This is a genomic window from Mycolicibacterium chengduense, from assembly GCF_033741155.1.
Taxonomy (GTDB): domain Bacteria; phylum Actinomycetota; class Actinomycetes; order Mycobacteriales; family Mycobacteriaceae; genus Mycobacterium.
In genome coordinates this window covers 143283-160627 of the sequence record NZ_JAWQNH010000001.1, presented here as the reverse complement: position 1 = coordinate 160627, position 17345 = coordinate 143283, and the positions used below count along the sequence as shown (strand labels likewise).

General features: G+C 68.3%; 17 protein-coding genes. 10 read left to right on the top strand and 7 right to left on the bottom strand.

What is annotated here, in order from left to right:
* Positions 1–14: 14 nt before the first annotated feature.
* The 3 genes from SBI67_RS00810 to metG form a co-directional block, all read right to left on the bottom strand.
* Positions 15–899, bottom strand: coding sequence for an RNA polymerase sigma-70 factor (locus SBI67_RS00810; protein WP_318978747.1), 885 nt, complete (start codon positions 897–899; stop codon positions 15–17).
* Positions 896–2050, bottom strand: a complete 1155-nt coding sequence (locus SBI67_RS00805; protein WP_318978746.1) for an NAD(P)/FAD-dependent oxidoreductase — start codon at positions 2048–2050, stop codon at positions 896–898. Before SBI67_RS00805 ends, SBI67_RS00810 begins: the two co-directional genes overlap by 4 nt.
* Before the next feature lie 158 nt (positions 2051–2208).
* Positions 2209–3807 carry a methionine--tRNA ligase gene (gene metG / locus SBI67_RS00800; protein WP_318978745.1) on the bottom strand — a complete coding sequence of 533 codons (1599 nt, stop codon included), beginning with the start codon at positions 3805–3807 and terminating at the stop codon, positions 2209–2211.
* 25 nt (positions 3808–3832) lie between these two features.
* Here metG and SBI67_RS00795 point away from each other — a divergent pair, with 25 nt between their 5' ends.
* From SBI67_RS00795 to SBI67_RS00760, 8 genes are all read left to right on the top strand, one after another.
* Positions 3833–4669, top strand: a complete 837-nt coding sequence (locus SBI67_RS00795; RefSeq protein WP_318978744.1) for a TatD family hydrolase — start codon at positions 3833–3835, stop codon at positions 4667–4669.
* A 111-nt stretch (positions 4670–4780) separates the two neighbouring features.
* Positions 4781–5902 (top strand): resuscitation-promoting factor, encoded by a 1122-nt coding sequence (locus SBI67_RS00790; protein ID WP_318978743.1) that lies wholly within the window; start codon positions 4781–4783, stop codon positions 5900–5902.
* The gene (gene rsmA, locus SBI67_RS00785) at positions 5899–6819 is read left to right on the top strand and encodes a 16S rRNA (adenine(1518)-N(6)/adenine(1519)-N(6))-dimethyltransferase RsmA (RefSeq protein ID WP_318978742.1); all 921 of its coding nucleotides are present in this window, start codon (positions 5899–5901) and stop codon (positions 6817–6819) included. The genes SBI67_RS00790 and rsmA overlap by 4 nt, the downstream gene beginning before the upstream one ends.
* Positions 6816–7802, top strand: a complete 987-nt coding sequence (locus tag SBI67_RS00780) for an asparaginase (protein ID WP_318979533.1) — start codon at positions 6816–6818, stop codon at positions 7800–7802. Before rsmA ends, SBI67_RS00780 begins: the two co-directional genes overlap by 4 nt.
* Positions 7803–7847: 45 nt before the next feature.
* Positions 7848–8804, top strand: coding sequence for a 4-(cytidine 5'-diphospho)-2-C-methyl-D-erythritol kinase (locus SBI67_RS00775; RefSeq protein ID WP_318978741.1), 957 nt, complete (start codon positions 7848–7850; stop codon positions 8802–8804).
* Between the two features lie 280 nt (positions 8805–9084).
* On the top strand, positions 9085–10722 hold the full coding sequence (locus SBI67_RS00770; protein ID WP_318978740.1) for a fatty acyl-AMP ligase: 1638 nt from the start codon (positions 9085–9087) through the stop codon (positions 10720–10722).
* A gap of 152 nt (positions 10723–10874) precedes the next feature.
* Positions 10875–11909, top strand: coding sequence for a 4Fe-4S binding protein (locus SBI67_RS00765; protein ID WP_318978739.1), 1035 nt, complete (start codon positions 10875–10877; stop codon positions 11907–11909).
* Between the two features lie 16 nt (positions 11910–11925).
* Positions 11926–12579: a DUF998 domain-containing protein gene (locus tag SBI67_RS00760; protein WP_318978738.1), complete on the top strand. Its 654-nt coding sequence runs from the start codon at positions 11926–11928 to the stop codon at positions 12577–12579.
* Here SBI67_RS00760 and SBI67_RS00755 read toward each other — a convergent pair.
* Positions 12558–13049: a DUF6611 family protein gene (locus SBI67_RS00755; RefSeq protein WP_318978737.1), complete on the bottom strand. Its 492-nt coding sequence runs from the start codon at positions 13047–13049 to the stop codon at positions 12558–12560. The two genes, SBI67_RS00760 and SBI67_RS00755, sit on opposite strands and share 22 nt — an antisense overlap.
* Before the next feature lie 194 nt (positions 13050–13243).
* Between SBI67_RS00755 and SBI67_RS00750 the strand changes: the two genes are divergently transcribed.
* Both SBI67_RS00750 and SBI67_RS00745 read left to right on the top strand, forming a co-directional pair.
* A complete protein-coding gene (locus tag SBI67_RS00750) occupies positions 13244–14197 on the top strand; it encodes an efflux ABC transporter ATPase subunit, DrrA-related (protein WP_318979532.1) in 954 nt (317 codons plus the stop codon).
* Positions 14194–15033, top strand: a complete 840-nt coding sequence (locus SBI67_RS00745) for an ABC transporter permease (RefSeq protein WP_318978736.1) — start codon at positions 14194–14196, stop codon at positions 15031–15033. Before SBI67_RS00750 ends, SBI67_RS00745 begins: the two co-directional genes overlap by 4 nt.
* An 81-nt stretch (positions 15034–15114) precedes the next feature.
* Here the strand turns inward: SBI67_RS00745 and pth are convergent, their stop codons facing one another.
* From pth to SBI67_RS00730, 3 genes are all read right to left on the bottom strand, one after another.
* On the bottom strand, positions 15115–15690 hold the full coding sequence (gene pth / locus SBI67_RS00740; protein ID WP_318978735.1) for an aminoacyl-tRNA hydrolase: 576 nt from the start codon (positions 15688–15690) through the stop codon (positions 15115–15117).
* A gap of 1 nt (position 15691) precedes the next feature.
* Entirely contained in the window at positions 15692–16333 is a 642-nt protein-coding gene (locus SBI67_RS00735; protein WP_318978734.1) for a 50S ribosomal protein L25/general stress protein Ctc, read from the bottom strand.
* A 118-nt stretch (positions 16334–16451) separates the two neighbouring features.
* The gene (locus SBI67_RS00730; RefSeq protein WP_318978733.1) at positions 16452–17315 is read right to left on the bottom strand and encodes an oxidoreductase; all 864 of its coding nucleotides are present in this window, start codon (positions 17313–17315) and stop codon (positions 16452–16454) included.
* Positions 17316–17345 lie beyond the last annotated feature (30 nt).

The following is a 17345-nucleotide window of genomic DNA, read 5'->3' as shown; positions in this document are numbered from 1 at the left end:
AAGCCTGACAGAAGCTACCTCGTGATCGCGCGGGGGATCGTGACGGCGGCGAGCTTGTCCGGGTTGCGCATGGCGTAGAAGTGGCTGATCTTGCCGTCGGTGATCTCCACGGTGATCACGCCTTCCAACTGCTCGCCCAGGTAGAGCGCGAGGGCGGGGGCGTTGTTGTACGTCGCCAGGTCGACGCGTGCCTCGGCGCGTTCGGCGGCTCCGCGCATCAGGCCCAGCACCAGGCGGGCCACCTTGTCGGCGCCGGTCACCGGCCGGCGCGCCGCGCTGACCTTGCCCGCGCTGTCGGCCGTCCACACCACATCGGGGGCCAGCAGCTCGATCAGTGCGGCCACGTCACCGGTCGCGGCGGTGGTGAAGAACTGTGCGGTGATCTGTTCGCCGACGGTGGCGTCGACGTGGTCGAACCGCTTGCGCCTGGCCTGCACGTGCTCCCGGGCGCGGTGCGCCATCTGGCGCACCGCGGCCGGGGAGCGGCCCACCGCCGCGGCGATCTCGTCATGGCTGAAGCCGAACACCTCACGCAGGACGAAGATCGCGCGCTCGTCGGGGGTGAGCGTCTCCAGCACCACCATCATCGCCATCGACACCGATTCGGCCAGCACCAGATCGGCCGAAGCATCCTCTACCAGAACGGGTTCCGGAAGCCACGGCCCGACGTACTCCTCGCGACGTCGGGCCGCGGCGCGCAGCGCGTTGAGCGACTGCCGGGTCACCAGCTGGGCCAGGTAGGCCTTGGTGTCCGCCACGGTGTCCAGGTCCACCTCGGCCCACCGCAGGTAGCTCTCCTGCAACACGTCATCGGATTCGGTTGCCGAACCGAGGATCTCGTAGGCGATGGTGAACAGCAGGGGCCGCAGCGCGGTGAACCGCTCGGCGTGCTCGCTCACGCGTGCACCGAGTGCACTAGCTCGGCGCGCTTACCGCCCCGCATCCACACGTAGGAACCAGGTTTGGCGGCCTCCCGGCGCAACTGCCACAGCGTGCCCTTGCACACCATCTCCTTGATGGACGCGGCCACCCGGCCACCGATGTAGAACCGGGTCGGCCTGTCGTCGGTGTGCGCGAGCTGGATGGTGCCGTAGGAGCGGCCGATGCTGATGCACTGACCGGCGAACGCCTGGTTCACCGGGACCGGCTCGGTGCCCGCGATCCGGGCCAGCACGGTCCGCGCGGCCTGGGCGGCCAGCGGGATCGCGGCCTGGCAGCTCATCCGCAGCGGCACGCCCGACGGGGCCACCGCGTCACCGGCACCGACGACTCGGTCGTCGTCGATGCTGGTGAGCGTTTCGTCGGTGAGCAGCCGACCCAGTTCATCGGTGCGCAGGCCACTGGCGGCGGCCAGCTCGGGCACCCCGAACCCGGCCGTCCACACGGTGACGGCGCTGGGCAGCGTCCGCCCGTCGGACAGCGTGACGTCTTGTTCACCGACGGTGGTCACCGTCGGGCCCTCGATCACCGTGACGTTCAGCTTGGCCAGTTGCTTGGCCACCGACCGGCGGGCCTGCGCACCCAACGACGGGCCGAGCAACGGGCCGGCGACGAGCGTGACCGGGCGCCCCGACTCGGCGAATTCCGAGGCCGCCTCGATACCCGTCAACCCGCCGCCGACCACCACCACGGGTGCGGTCGCCGGCACGTCCTGCAGCCGCGCGCGCAGCCGGCGCGCACCCTCCAATTCGCTGATCGCGTAGGCCGATTCGGGAGTGGCCCCGGCCGTGCTGCCGACCGCGTAGATCAGGTAGTCGTAGTCCAGCGCGGCGCCGGAGGCCAGTTCGACCCGGCGGGCCGCGGTGTCGATGCGCTCGGCGCGGTCGACCACCAGGCGCACGCCCTCGCCGAGCAGGGTGTCATAACCGGTGGTGGCATCATGTGTCCCCGCCGCGAGTTGGTGCAGCCGGATCCGTTCGACGAAATCGGGCCGGGCGTTGACCAGGGTGACGCTGACCCCTGGGCGCTGCAACAGGTGGTTGGCAGCGTGGACGCCGGCGTAGCCGCCGCCGAGGACGATGACGTGGTGGGAGGTGTTGTTCTCAGTCATGCCCTCAAGACACCGCCCACCCCAGAAGTGTGACAGGACGTGACGCGCATCACGCAGTTGCTGGGACGTCGATATCTACACCAGGGTCGTGAATTCGGCGGATGCGCAGCCCTCACGTAGAAATCGGCGAGCCGCGGCGTGGACCGTGGCTCCACAAATCAGGCCTCGGGTGCCTGGTAGCGCGGGAACACGCCCTCGGGTTTCGGCAGGGCCGTCCCCGGCGCCAGCCGGGTGCCGATGGCGGTGAAATCGCGTTGATCAGCCGGCTGCCCGAGCAGGTCCAGCATCTTGGCCATCGACTCGGGCATCACCGGCTGGCTCAGCAACGCCGCGATTCGCACCGTCTCCAGCGTGGTGTACAGCACGGTCGCGAACCGCTCATCGGCCTCCGGGGTGCCCGCCTTGCGCAGCACCCACGGTTCCTGCGCCGAGAAGTACCTGTTGGCCGCGCCGAGCACCGACCAGATGGCGTCCAGCGCAAGGTGCATCGCCTGCTCGTCGAAGTGGCCGCGTACCCGCTCCAGCAGACCGTCGGCGGCTTGCAGCAGCTCGGTGTCCTCGGCGGTGAAGGCGCCCGGCTGCGGCACCACGCCGTCGAGGTTCTTGTTCACCATCGACAGCGACCGTTGCGCCAGGTTGCCCAGCTCGTTGGCCAGGTCGGCGTTGATGCGGCCGATGATGGCCTCTTCGCTGTAGCTGCCGTCCTGGCCGAACGGCACCTCGCGCAGGAAGAAGTAGCGCACCTGGTCGAGGCCGAACTCGTCGATCAGCACCAGCGGATCGACCACGTTGCCCAACGACTTGCTCATCTTCTCGCCCTTGACGTTGATGAACCCGTGCGCGAAAACCCGTTTGGGCAGCTCGATCCCGGCCGACATCAGGAAGGCCGGCCAGTACACCGTGTGGAACCGGATGATGTCCTTGCCGATCATGTGCAGGCTCGCCGGCCAGTACTTGTCGAAGGCCTCCGACGCGGTGTCCGGGAACCCGACCCCGGTCAGATAGTTGGTCAGCGCGTCCACCCAGACGTACATGACGTGATCGGGGTGGTCGGGGACCGGCACTCCCCAGTCGAACGTGGTCCGCGAGATGGACAGATCGCGGAGCCCGCCGGAGACGAAGCTGACGATCTCGTTGCGCCGGACGTCGGGCCCGATGAACTCCGGGTGCTCGCGGTAGAGCGCCAGCAGTCGGTCGGCGTAGGCGGACAGCCGGAAGAAGTAGGTCTGCTCCTCGGTCCAGGTGACCTCCGTGCCGGTCTCGATCGCGAACCGGGCGCCATCACGCTCCTGGGTCTCGTCCTCGGTGAAGAAGCGCTCGTCACGCACCGAATACCAGCCCTGATAGCTGCCCAGGTAGATGTCACCGGCCTCGTTCATGCGGCGCCAGATCTCTTTGGACGCCTCGTAATGATCGGCATCGGAGGTCCGGATGAACCGGTCGTAGGACACGCCAAGGCGTTCCTGCATCCGCTCGAACACGTCGGAGTTGCGCTTGGCCAGCTCGGGGGCGGTGATGCCGAGCTTGGCGGCCGTCTCGGCCATCTTCAGACCGTGCACATCGGTACCGGTCAGGTAGCGCACGTCGAAACCGTCGAGGCGCTTGAACCGGGCGATCGCGTCGGTGGCGATGTACTCGTAGGCGTGCCCGATATGCGGGTCGCCGTTCGGGTACGCGATGGCGGTGGTGATGTAGAACGGGGCGCCTGGGGTGCGCGTCCCGGCGCCGGGGGAAGACCCAGGAGAAGACGTAGTCATTTGGCTCTCACCTTAAGGTGTACCGGTGAGCTCGAAGCGACAGAAGCCGCCCGCTCCGGAGCCGCTCGCCCCCTTGATCGACGCCCACACCCACCTGGATGCCTGCGGCGCCGAGACCGCGGACGACGTCGCGGACATCCTGGACCGGGCCGGTGCCGTCGGTGTGCAGGCGGTGGTCACCATCGCCGACGACCTGGATGCCGCGCGCTGGGCCGCGCAGGCCGCCGGCTGGGACGACCGGGTGTACGCCGCGGTGGCGCTGCACCCCACCCGCGCCAATGCCCTCGATGACGCCGCCAAAGCCGAACTCGAAACCCTGGCCGCGCAGCAGCGCGTGGTGGCGATCGGGGAGACCGGGATGGACATGTACTGGCCGGGCAAGCTGGATGGCTGCGCGGAGCCTGCCCAGCAGCGCGACGCCTTCGCCTGGCATATCGACCTGGCCAAGCGGACCGGCAAGCCGCTGATGATCCACAATCGCGACGCCGACGCCGAGGTGCTCGACGTGCTGGCCGCCGAGGGTGCCCCGGAGACGGTGATCTTCCACTGCTTCTCCTCCGACACCGCGATGGCCAGGACCTGCGTGGCCAACGGCTGGCTGCTGAGCCTGTCGGGCACGGTCAGCTTCCGCAACGCGCGCGCACTGCGCGAGGCCGCCGGTGCCATCCCGGACGATCTGTTGCTCGTCGAGACCGACGCGCCGTTTCTCACCCCCCACCCGTTCCGGGGCGCCCCCAACGAGCCGTACTGCCTGCCCTACACGGTGCGGGCGCTGGCCGAGCTGACCGGCCGGTCGGCGGCCGAACTGGCCGAGGTGAGCACGGCCAACGCTCGACGCACCTACCGGCTGTCGGCGGCCTAGATTGGCGCCGACCACCGATCTTCGTTACCTTTCTGTGATAGAACGCGGGCGGCCAGCCGGGCCGCGAGTTCCGCGGGCCCGCATGGGTCGAGAGCCGGGGACAACAGACTCTTGAGTGTTTTGAACAGAATCCATGAGGAGCGTTCGCCTGCTTTTCGGCTGCTCGTCGGCGCGCTTTTATTGACGCTCGCGTTTGCTGGCGGCATGGCGGTGGCCTCCCACAAGACCGTGACGCTGACCGTCGACGGGGCGCCCGTCACGGTGACGACGATGAAGTCCAAGGTCATCGACGTGGTCCAGGAGAACGGTTTCACCGTCGGTGACCGCGACGACCTCTACCCGTCCGCCGACACCCCGGTGCACGACGCCGACACCATCGTGTTGAGCCGCAGCCGCCCCGTGCAAATCTCCCTGGACGGTCAGAACAGCAAAGAAGTGTGGACCACCGCGTCCACCGTCCAGGACGCCCTGGCGCAGCTGGCGTTGACCGACACCGCCCCCGCCGCGGCCTCCCGCGGCACCCGCGTGCCCCTGGCCGGGATGTCATTACCCGTGGTCAGCGCGAAAACGGTGCAGATCGATGACGGCGGAGTGAAGAGCACCGTGCATCTCGCCGCTCCCAACGTCGCCGGCCTGCTCGATGCCGCCGGGGCCCCGCTGCAACAGCGCGACACCGTCAACCCGCCCGCGTCGGCGCCCGTCGTCGACGGCATGCAGATCCAGGTGACGCGCGTCCGGATCGAGAAGGTGACCGAGCAGCTGCCGCTGCCGCCGGCCAGTCGGCGCATCGAGGACGCGACGATGAACATGAGCCGGCAGGTCGTCGAAGATCCCGGGACGCCCGGTGTCCAGGACGTCACGTTCGCTGTGGCGAAGGTGAACGGGATCGAGACGGGCAGGTTGCCAGTAGCCAATGTCGTTATCTCCCCGGCGCGCGATGCCGTGCTGCGGGTCGGCGCCAAGCCGGGCACCGAGGTGCCTCCGGTGTCCAACGGCAGCGCCTGGGACGCCATCGCCTCGTGCGAATCGGGAGGTAATTGGGCCATCAACACCGGCAACGGATATTTCGGCGGTGTTCAATTTGACCAAAACACATGGGAGCGGCAGGGCGGTCTGCGGTATGCTCAGCGGGCTGATCTGGCCACCCGTGAGGAACAGATCGCGATTGCTGAAGTAACGAGGGCACGTCAAGGATGGGGTGCCTGGCCGGTGTGTAGTGGGAGGGTCCGATGACAATCCGACTCCTTGGGCGGACTGAGATACGACACCTGGCGCGGGAGATCGACTTCCGGCCACGTAAGGCGTTCGGGCAGAACTTTGTCCACGACGCCAATACAGTGCGCCGCATCGTGTCGGCGTCCGGCATCCATAGACAGGACTGTGTCCTGGAGGTGGGTCCCGGCCTCGGCTCCCTGACGCTCGGACTGCTGGACCGGGGCGCGCGGGTCACCGCCGTCGAGATCGATCCGGTGTTGGCCCACCAGCTGCCCAAGACCATCGCCAACCACTCGCACAGCGAGATCAGCCGGCTGACGGTGCTCAACCGCGACATCCTCACCATCACCTCTGGTGACCTCGATGAGCAGCCCACTGCACTTGTGGCGAATCTGCCGTACAACATCGCGGTCCCCGCGCTCATCCACCTGCTCTCCGAGTTCCCGTCGATCAAGACCGTGATGGTCATGGTCCAGGCGGAGGTCGCCGAGCGGCTGGCCGCCGAGCCCGGCGGTAAGGAATACGGCGTACCCAGCGCCAAGATCCGTTTCTTCGGCAATGTGCGCCGGTACGGCATGGTGTCGCCGACGGTGTTCTGGCCCATCCCGCGGGTGTACTCCGGTCTGGTCCGCATCGACCGGTACGAGACTTCACCATGGCCGACCGACGAGTCGTTCCGCCAGCAGGTGTTCGAGCTCATCGACATCGGTTTCGCGCAGCGCCGCAAGACCTCGCGCAACGCCTTCGCCGAGTGGGCCGGGTCCGGCAACGAGTCGGCCGAACGGCTGCTGGCCGCCAGCATCGATCCGGCCCGACGCGGTGAAACGCTGTCGATCACCGATTTCGTCCGGCTGCTGCAGCGTTCCGGTGAGCTCGCGGCGGAGACGCCGGAGCGACTCGAGTCGGTCGACGACGCCGAGCCGTCGCTCAGCTGAGCGGAGCAGGCCGGACCGTTCTCGTCGTCTTCACCGGCGGCACGATCGGTTCACGACGCTCCGGTGACGTCATCGGGCTGGTGCCCGGTCAGACCCGCCTGCTGTTGGACGCGTACGGGGATGCCGACGGATTCGACGTCCTCGAACCGTTGTCGCTGCTCAGCGAGAACGCCCGTCCCGCGGACTGGACGGCGATAGCCGCCGCCGTCACCTCGGCGGTCGGCCCACAGCACTCCGGCGTGGTCGTCACGCACGGCACCGACACGCTGTCCTACGGTGCCACCGCCCTGGCGTTCGCGCTGACCCAGCTGGATGTGCCCGTGGTCGTAGTCGCCAGCAACCGACCGTTGGATCATCCGGAAGCCAACGGGCACAGCAATTTTCGTGACGCTCTTGAGGTCATCGACACGGTCCCCGGCGGGGTGTACGTGACGTTCCGCAACCCCGACGGTGCGCGGTTGGTGCACGCGGCCGCGCGGCTGCAACCGTCGACACCGCTGCGCCATTACGTACACAGCGACGGCGAGATGCCGATCAGCGGCGTGGACGGGCTGCCGCGCCCGCGGTTCGAGCCGCCGCCCTGGCCAGCCGGCCCCGTCACGTTCGGGGCGCGCGTGCTGTACCTGCGCCCCTATCCCGGCCTCGACTACGCGGCGATCGACCCGGCCGGCTTCGACGCCGTGGTGCACGAGACGTATCACTCCGGCACCGCCTGCACGGTGGGAGAGCCGACCAGCGTCCTGGAATTCGCGCGCCGGTGTGCCGCCGCCGCGGTGCCGGTGTTCCTCGGGCCCGTTCCCGACGACGTCGCCGCCTATGAATCCGTGACCGGGTTTTCCGCGGCCGGGTTGATCCCGTTCCGTTGGATGCGTGCCGAAACCGCTTACGTGAAGGTATCCCTGGGCACCGGTATGGGGTTGACGGGCGACGCGCTCACCGAATTCGTCTGCCGTCGGGAGATTGCCGGCGAGTTCACCCGGTAACCAGGTTGTTGGCCGCAGCCGGTGCCGAGCGAATAAGGTCGTCCCGTGCGCTCATCAGACGGAAACACCGCGTCCGAATGGGTGCCCACCGGTTCGGTCACCGTGCGGGTGCCGGGCAAGGTGAACCTCTATCTCGGCGTCGGCGATCTCCGCGAGGACCGCTACCACGAGCTGACCACCCTCTTCCACGCTGTGTCACTGTTCGACGAGGTGACCGTGCGCAACGCCGACCTGCTGTCGGTGCACATGACGGGGGAGGGGGTGGCCGGGCTGCCCACCGACAGCCGCAACCTGGCCTGGCGAGCCGCCGAACTGATGGCCGACCACGTCGGCCGGGCGCCCGACGTCGCGATCTCGATCGCCAAGTCCATCCCGGTGGCCGGCGGGATGGCCGGCGGCAGCGCCGACGCGGCCGCGGTGCTGGTCGCCATGAACACGCTGTGGGAGCTGGGCGTCGCCCGGCGCGATCTGCACGCGCTGGCCGCCAAGCTGGGCAGCGATGTGCCCTTTGCGCTGCACGGCGGGACCGCGCTGGGCACCGGTCGTGGCGAGCAGCTGGCCACGGTGCTGGCCCGCAGTACGTTTCACTGGGTGCTGGCCTTCGCCGACAAGGGGCTTTCCACACCCGAGGTGTTCGGCGAGATCGACCGGCTGCGCGCGGCGCCGGACCGGGAGGCTCCGGCCCGGCTCGACGATGTCGAGCCGGTGCTGGAGGCGCTGGCCGCCGGTGATCCGCGCGAGTTGGCGGCGCTGCTCGGCAACGACCTGCAGCCGGCCGCGCTGAGCCTGCGCCCGGATCTGCGTCGCACGCTGCGTGCCGGTACCGAGGCGGGAGCACTGGCCGGCATCGTCTCCGGTTCCGGGCCGACCTGCGCGTTCCTGTGCGCGTCGGCGGAATCCGCGGTCGAGATCGGCGCCGCGCTGTCCGGGGCCGGGGTATGCCGCACGGTGCGGGTGGCCAGCGGGCCGGTGCCGGGAGCACGGGTCATCGCCGAAGTGTGACCCACCCCTCATTTCTCGCGACAGTTTGGCAGTTACTTAAGGGTCTCTTAAGATGGCTGACGGTGGAAACTAGCGCTCATCCGGCGGTTCCCTTCGCAACAGAGCCGTTCGAGGGAACTGGATTCGCTGGACCATCACCATTTCGAGACACAACTGCTTCCCAATTGTGTGCGCGCGCCTCTCGAAAACTGTGCGCTAGCAGGCGGAATATAGGGAAACGTGCAATGACACTGGGGTCGACGTCGCCTGCGACGCGCCTCCAGACATTCAGGAGGTTGCCGTGAGCCGTTTTACCGACAAGATGTACCGCAGCGCCAGGGAGAGCGCCCGGGGCATGGTCACCGGTGAGCCGCACGACCCCATCCGCCACACCTGGGGCGAGGTCCACGAGCGCGCGCGCCGGATCGCCGGCGGTTTGGCCGCCGCGGGCATCGGGCCCGGCGACGCCATCGGTGTGCTGGCCGGTTTCCCGGTCGAGATCGCGCCCACCGCGCAGGGCGTGTGGATGCGCGGTGCCAGCCTGACCATGCTGCACCAGCCCACCCCGCGCACCGACCTGGCCGTCTGGGCCGAGGACACCATGACGGTCATCGGCATGATCGAGGCCAAGGCCGTCATCGTCTCCGAGCCGTTCATCGTCGCCATCCCCGTGCTCGAGGAGAAGGGCATCACGGTGCTCAAGGTCGGCGACCTGCTGGCCGCCGAGCCCATCGACCCGGTCGAGACCGACGAGGACGACCTGGCGCTGATGCAGTTGACCTCGGGTTCGACCGGCTCTCCCAAGGCCGTCCAGATCACCCACCGCAACATCTACTCCAACGCCGAGGCCATGTTCATCGGCGCCCAGTACGACGTCGACAAGGACGTCATGGTCAGCTGGCTGCCCTGTTTCCACGACATGGGCATGGTCGGCTTCCTCACCATCCCGATGTACTTCGGTGCCGAGCTGGTCAAGGTCACGCCGATGGACTTCCTGCGCGACACGCTGCTGTGGGCCAAGCTGATCGACAAGTACAAGGGCACCATGACGGCGGCCCCGAACTTCGCCTACGCGCTGCTGGCCAAGCGGCTGCGCCGGCAGGCCAAGCCCGGTGACTTCGACCTGTCCACCCTGCGGTTCGCCCTGTCCGGTGCCGAGCCGGTGGAGCCCGCCGACGTCGAGGACCTGCTGGACGCGGGCAAGCCATTCGGGCTGCGGTCCTCGGCGATCCTGCCGGCCTACGGCATGGCCGAGACCTGCCTGGCGGTGTCGTTCTCCCCGTGCGACGCCGGTCTGGTGGTCGACGAGGTGGACGCCGACCTGCTGGCCGCACTGCGCCGGGCCGTGCCCGCCAGTAAGGGCAACACCCGGCGGCTGGCCTCGCTCGGCCCGCTGCTGCAGGACCTGGAGGCGCGCATCGTCGACGAGGACGGCAACGTGCTGCCGGCCCGCGGCGTCGGCGTCATCCAGCTGCGCGGTGAGTCGGTGACCCCCGGCTACATCACGATGGCCGGCTTCCTGCCCACCCAGGACGAGCACGGCTGGTACGACACCGGCGACCTCGGTTACCTCACCGAGGAGGGCAACGTCGTGGTCTGCGGCCGCGTCAAGGACGTCATCATCATGGCCGGGCGCAACATCTACCCGACCGATATCGAGCGCGCAGCAGGCCGCGTCGAAGGCGTGCGCCCCGGCTGCGCCGTCGCCGTCCGGCTGGACGCCGGGCACTCCCGGGAGACCTTCGCGGTGGCGGTGGAGTCCAACGCCTACCAGGATCCCGCCGAGGTGCGCCGGATCGAGCATCAGGTCGCGCACGAGGTGGTGACCGAGGTCGACGTCCGTCCGCGCAACGTGGTCGTGCTGGGCCCGGGCACCATCCCGAAGACCCCGTCGGGCAAGCTGCGCCGGGCCAACTCGATCGCACTGGTCACCGGCTAGTTCTTGGCACCCGTCGAGGCGTCGCTGCTGAGGTAGCGGCGCCTCGTCGTTTCTGACGTTCTGGCTGTCCGGTGGCCGGGTCGTCGACCACTTCGTCGGAAATGAGCGCTACGCATCGGCCTAGCTGAGTATATATGTCTATACTCAGATGGATGACGGACAAACTCCCCGCGCGCCTCGCCGACCACCCCACCGTGCAGGCGGTGCGCGCCCGGGCCCGCACCGCGGCCCCACAGGTGATCGACGCGCACTGGCTGCGGCGGATTTGTCTGGATGCCGGTGCCGACGATGTCGCGTTCGCCTCCTTCGACGACCCCGCCCTGGCGTCGGAACGCGAGCACGCCGAAACCGCGCTGCCCGGGGTCCGCAGCTATATCTCGCTGGTGGTGAAGATGAACCGGGACAACGTCCGCTCGTCGGAGCGCAGCGTGGCCAATCAGGAGTTCCACCGCACCGGCGAGATCATCAACGAGGCCGCACACCGCATCACCCGCACGCTGGAGGGCACCGGTTACCGCGTCATCAACCCGTCGGCGACGTTCCCCATGGAGATGGACAAGTTCCCCGGGCGTATCTGGGTGATCGCGCACAAGCCGGTGGCGGTCGCGGCGGGCCTGGGCGTCATGGGCATCCATCGCAACGTCATCCATCCAAAATTCGGCAACTTCATCATCCTGGGCACCCTGCTGGTCGGTGCGCCGATCTCCGAATACGGTGCTCCGCTGGACTATTCGCCCTGTCTGGAATGCAAGCTGTGCGTGGCGGCCTGCCCGGTCGGTGCTATCGGCAAGGATGGGGAGTTCGACTTCATGGCCTGCTCGGTGCACAACTACCGGGAATTCATGGGCGGGTTCACCGACTGGGTGCAGACCATCGCCGACAGCACCGACGGGCAGGACTTCCGGTCCAGGGTCACCGATTCGGAGAACGCCTCGATGTGGCAGAGCCTGTCGTTCAAGGCCAACTACAAGGCGGCCTACTGTCTGGCAGTCTGCCCGGCCGGGGAGGACGTGATCGAGCCCTACCTCGACGACCGCAAGGGATTCATGGACCTGGTGCTCAAACCGCTGCAGGAGAAGAGGGAGACGCTGTACGTGTTACCGAACTCCGCGGCCAAGGCGCACGCCGAGAAGCGGTATCCGCACAAGACGGTCAAGGTGGTGGACAGCGGGGTCCGGGGCCGCTGATCAGTAGGCTGGTTCGATGAACCGGGGTTTGCACGTGCTGTTCGGCTGGATCGCGGTGGCGGGCGCGGCGGTGTCCCTGCTGACCGTGCTGGCACTCGACGCCGTGCTCGGCGGACAACCGCTGCGCGGCCGGACGCTGCGTCGCGCGACCATCTCCGAATACGTGTTCACCACCGGCGGTTGGCTTTTCGTGACCGCGGTGCTGGCACTGGCGGCCGGGTCGACGCTGCTGTTGGTCGGGCTGATCCACGCCGGCCGGCTGACCCCGCGCTCACCGGGCTCGGTGTTGTTGGTGCTCTGGGTGATCGGGCTGCTCGGCGTGGTCGCCTTCCCCAAACACAACTGGGCGGTCGGGCCCAGCACCAGCGGGACCGTGCACCGGGTGGCGACGCTGCTGGCGTTCGTCGCACTGCCGGTGGCCGTGCTGGTGATCGCCCGCGGCCGCGAGGTCTGGGCCCGGACCGCGCGCTGGCTGGCCTGGGGGTCGATCGGATGGCTCGGCGTGCTGTTCGGGGCGATCGCGGTGGCCGCGGTAACTGAGCGGTCCTGGTGGCGGATCATCCCGCTCGGACTGGTCGAACGGGGTATCGCGGGGTTCGAGGTGGCCGCGGTTCTCGCGTTGGCGGTGTGGTTGATCCGCAGTGCGCCTCAGGCCGCCATCCGCTCGTAGACGCGCCACACCGCGGCCTCGTGGTCGGCGCCGGTGAGATGTTGGTCGGCCAGGGCGAGCGCCGTGGCATGCCGTTTCAGTTCGGTGAACACATCGGCCGACTCGCGATCGTTCACGCCGGTCATCCGCAGGACTGTCACGGTGCGAACCTCACGCCGGAACTGGTCGACGCACGCCATCGACACCGCGCCCGCCGAAACTGCGGCGAAGGTGGAAAGTGTCAGCGCCGCAACAGCTCCCAAGGTCGGCAGCAGAGCCACCTCCAGTACCAGCCACACCGCCATGCCCCACGTCGGCCAGGCCCGCCAGATTCGCAGGAGCCGGCGCTGCTCGGTGGACAGTCCCGGGGGAAACACCACCAACCGATACCGGGTGACGCCGTAACGGGTGGCGGAGATGTGCAACGACCCCCACGTGCGATCGCCGTCGATCAGGCGATGCCAACGGGTGGTCTGAATGGCGGTGCTCATGGCTACCGGTCTACGCGGTACCCGGGGCCCCGTCGGCGCCGTGAACGGAATCTTTACGGGATGGGCGGCAATCTTGACGCCGGAAAAACGTTGGTGCGTTGTCGGGGTGCCTCGCTACGGTTGGAGTCATGGCCAGGGCGAGCGCAGCGACGGGGGAAGGCGCCAGGGCGAGCGCAGCGACGGGGGAAGGCGACATGCCGGCTATCGAGGCGATCGACCTCGTCAAGGATTTCGGTGCGAACCGGGCGGTCGACGGGGTGAGCTTCACCGTGCCGCAGGGCGCGGTGCTGGGACTACTGGGTCCCAACGGTGCCGGCAAGACCACCACCGTGCGGATGATGACCACCCTGTCGGAACCCACCAGCGGCACCGCGCGCGTCGCAGGCTACGACGTGCGGACCCAGCCCGATATGTTGCGCCGCAACATGGGCCTGACGGGGCAGGCCGCGACCGTCGACGAACTGCTCACCGGCCGGGAGAACATCCGGATGATCGGCGGCCTCTACGGGATCAGCCGCAGGCAGCTCAACCAACTGGGGGACCGGCTGCTCGAGCAGTTCGATCTGGTGGATGCTGCCGACCGCCCGGTGCGTGCGTACTCCGGAGGGATGCGCCGGCGGCTCGACCTGGCCGTCAGTCTGATCGCCGCCCCGCCCGTGTTGTTCCTGGACGAGCCCACCACCGGGCTGGACCCGCGCAGCCGCAGCGACCTGTGGGAGGTACTGCGTGACCTCGTCGCCGGCGGTACCACGGTGCTGCTCACCACGCAGTATCTGGAAGAGGCCGACCAGCTCGCCGACGATATCGTCGTCATCGACCACGGCCGGATCATCGCCAAAGGCACACCGCTGCAACTCAAGCAGCAGGCCGGCAATGCCAGCCTGGTGGTGACGGTGTCACACGCCGCCGACTTGGCCGCGGCCCGCGAACTTCTTGGCCGGTCCGGGGCCGAGGTGCACGTCGACGTCGGCGCCCGGCAGCTCACCGCGGCGGCCGACGGCATCGCCGAACTGACCCGGGTGGCGAACTGGTTGCAGGACAACGCCATCGAGGTCGACGATATCGGGCTGTCCCGGCCCAGCCTGGATGACGTGTTCCTGTCGCTCACGGGGCACCGTGCCGAGAACGCCGAGGAGGTAGACGCGTGACCGCCGTATCGGAGAAGGCCACCGCGCAACCGGTGATCCGGCCCACCAACATCGCCCAGCAATCATGGATTATGGTGAAGCGCAACATGATCCACACCAAGCGCATGCCCGAGATGCTCAGCGATGTCACGGTGCAGCCAATCATGTTCGTGCTGCTGTTCGCGTTCGTGTTCGGGGCCTCGATCGCCACCAGGGGTGGGGCGTCCTACCGGGAATTCCTGCTGCCCGGTATCCAGGCCCAGACCATCGTGTTCACCGCCTTCGTCGTCGCGTCCGGTATCACCGCCGACGTCGAGAAGGGCATCATCGACCGGTTCCGCTCGCTGCCCATCCGCCGGTCGGCGGTTCTCATCGGCCGCAGCGTGGCCAGCTTGCTGCACTCGTGTATCGGCATCGTGGTCATGGCGGTCACCGGCTTGTGTATCGGCTGGCGCATCCGCGGCGGCGTGGCCGACGCCGTGCTGGCGTTCGCGCTGATCCTGGTGTTCGGGTTCGGGATGATCTGGTTCGGCATCCTGGTCGGTTCGCTGATGCGCTCGGTCGAGGCGGTCAACGGCGTGATGTTCACCGTACTGTTCCCGATCACGTTCCTGGCCAACACGTTCGCACCGACCGAGCCGATGCCGCGGTGGTTGCGGGTGGCCGCGGAATGGAATCCGGTGTCCTCGCTGGCGCAGGCGATGCGCGAGTTGTGGGGCAACGGTCCGGCGGCCCCGCCCGATGCGCAGTTACCGTTGCACCACCCCGTGCTGGCGACGGTCTTGTGGTCACTGGTGATGACCGCGGTGTTGGCGCCCTTCGCGCTGCGGGCCTACGCCCGGCGCACGTCGGACTGATTTCCTCACGCGAGCGGCCGTGTTTGCACAGGACACGCCGCGCGGGGTTGGCATTCAGGGGCCGCTCGCGGGAGAAAAAAGCTACCAGGCGTGCACGGTGTTCTGGGCGGCTTCCAGGCCGACCTGCAGCAACAGTTCCGTGGCATCGGCGGCGTTCTCGCACAACAGCGGAACCTCTGGCCGCTCAACCGAATTGAAGGTCTCCAGCACGAAGGCGGCGGGGTCCTTGCGTCCGGGTGGGCGGCCCACGCCGATGCGCACTCGCTGAAAATCCTTGGTGCCCAGGGCGGCGGCCACCGAGCGCAGCCCATTGTGGCCGCCTTCACCGCCGCCCAGCTTGAGCCGGATCCGGCCGAAGTCGATATCCAGCTCGTCGTGCAGCACCACAATGTCGGCGGGCGGCACGGAGTAGAACTTGGCCAACGGCCCGACCTGACGGCCGGATTCGTTCATGTACACCCGGGGCTTGGCCAGCACCACGGACCGGCCCCCCAGCCGGCCCGTGGCGACGTCAGCGCCGGAGCGCTTGTGCAGCTTGAAACCCGAGCCGATGCGACCGGCCAGGATGTCGGCCACCATGAAGCCGAGATTGTGCCGGGTCTTGGCGTAGTTGGGCCCGGGGTTACCGAGCCCAACCACCAGTAACGGCTCGGCCAAATTATTCGGCGGATTCGGCTTCGGCGGCGGGCTCTTCGGCGGCAGCCTCGTCGGCCTCGCCCGCACCCTCGGCGTCCAGATCCTCGGCGCTCGGGGCCTCGACGACGTTGACCACCAGGGTCTCCGGATCGACGATCAGGGTGACACCGTTCGGCAGCTCGATCTGCCCGGCGGTGATCTGGGTACCGGCCTCGAGGCCTTCCACCGACACGGTGACCTGCTCGGGGATCGACAGCGCCTCGGCCTCGACCTGGATGGTGTTGGCCTCCTGGGTCACCAGCGTGCCCGGGGCGGCGTCGCCCTCGACGACGACCGCGATATCGACGGTCACCTTCTCGCCGCGGCGCACCACCAGCAGGTCGGCGTGCACGATGTTGCGCTTGATCGGGTGGATGACGATCGCCTTGGTCAGCGCCAGCTGCTCCTTGCCCGCGATGTCGAGGGTCAGGATGGCGTTGGTGCCCGAGTGCCGCAGCACGGCGGCGAAATCACGGGCGTTGAGCTCCAGGTGCTGCGGATCCTCGCCGTGGCCGTACAGCACGGTGGGCACCTTGCCGTCGCGGCGGGCCTGGCGCGAGGCGCCCTTGCCCGTGCGGGTACGCACGTCGGCGGTCAGCTTGTTGGGGGCCGCATTCTTGGCCATGTGTTGTTCCTCCTGTAACCGGTTCACACACGGCCAGGGTCCAACAGAATGGATTCCCGTCGATAACGGTGGTAGACCACCCTCGCCGTGACGTCAGCAAGGGTAGCCGACACCGCCCTCAGATCTGAAATTCGGTGTCCGTGAGCTGCGCGGACAGCTCCCACAGCCGCTGCGCGGTGCGGGCCGAACGAGCCAACGGGCTGCGCGGTCCCGGACCCGTCGGCCCGCGCATCCCGAACCGCGGCCCGATGAAACTGTCACCCGGCACATCCTGGGAGACCGCGTACAACGTCTGCCTCGCCCCGAAATCGGCGTCGGTGGCGATCTTGTTGGCCGCCAGCCACACCTTGGTGCCGATAGGGTGACCGGTCTGGCCCTGCAGGTTGGTGGCCGAGTATCCGGGGTGGGCGGCGATCGCCCGGACCGGTGAACCGGCCGCGGTGAGCCGGCGCTGCAGCGCACTGGTGAACAGCAGGTTGGCCAGCTTGGACTGACCGTAGGCCGGCCAGGCCAGGTAGGGGCGCGAGCGCCAGTTCAGGTCCTTGAGGTCGATCCACCCGATCAGATGCATCAGCGAGGCCACCGTCACGACGCGGTCGGTGATCTTGGGCAGCAACAGATTGGTCAGCGCGAAATGACCGAGGTGATTGGTGCCGATCTGGCTCTCGAATCCGTCGGCGGTCAACGCGTACGGCACCGCCATGATGCCGGCGTTGTTCACCAGCACGTCGACGCCGTCCACACCCGCCGCGAACTCCCGGATCGAGGCCAGGCTTTGCAGGTCCAGCTTGCGCACCGTGACGTCGCCCGGCATCTGCGCGGCGGCGGCGTTGCCTTTGTCCAGATTGCGCACCGCCAGCGTGACCGACGCCCCGACGCGGGCCAGCTCACGGGCGGTGACCAGGCCCAGCCCGCTGTTGGCCCCGGTGACGATGACGCGACGCCCGGTGAAGGACGGCAGCTCTGCGGCGGTCCAGCTCATGGTGGGAGCGTAGCCAACCCGCTCCTGCCC

What these genes read in the sequence shown, in the direction of transcription:
- SBI67_RS00755 (WP_318978737.1), bottom strand. Translation starts at nt 13,049, where the DNA reads ATGAGCACCGCCATTCAGACCACCCGTTGGCATCGCCTGATCGACGGC.
- SBI67_RS00735 (WP_318978734.1), bottom strand. Translation starts at nt 16,333, where the DNA reads ATGGCCAAGAATGCGGCCCCCAACAAGCTGACCGCCGACGTGCGTACC.
- SBI67_RS00805 (WP_318978746.1), bottom strand. Translation starts at nt 2,050, where the DNA reads ATGACTGAGAACAACACCTCCCACCACGTCATCGTCCTCGGCGGCGGC.
- SBI67_RS00730 (WP_318978733.1), bottom strand. Translation starts at nt 17,315, where the DNA reads ATGAGCTGGACCGCCGCAGAGCTGCCGTCCTTCACCGGGCGTCGCGTC.
- SBI67_RS00760 (WP_318978738.1), top strand. Translation starts at nt 11,926, where the DNA reads ATGAACCGGGGTTTGCACGTGCTGTTCGGCTGGATCGCGGTGGCGGGC.
- SBI67_RS00765 (WP_318978739.1), top strand. Translation starts at nt 10,875, where the DNA reads ATGACGGACAAACTCCCCGCGCGCCTCGCCGACCACCCCACCGTGCAG.
- SBI67_RS00750 (WP_318979532.1), top strand. Translation starts at nt 13,244, where the DNA reads ATGCCGGCTATCGAGGCGATCGACCTCGTCAAGGATTTCGGTGCGAAC.
- metG (WP_318978745.1), bottom strand. Translation starts at nt 3,807, where the DNA reads ATGACTACGTCTTCTCCTGGGTCTTCCCCCGGCGCCGGGACGCGCACC.
- rsmA (WP_318978742.1), top strand. Translation starts at nt 5,899, where the DNA reads ATGACAATCCGACTCCTTGGGCGGACTGAGATACGACACCTGGCGCGG.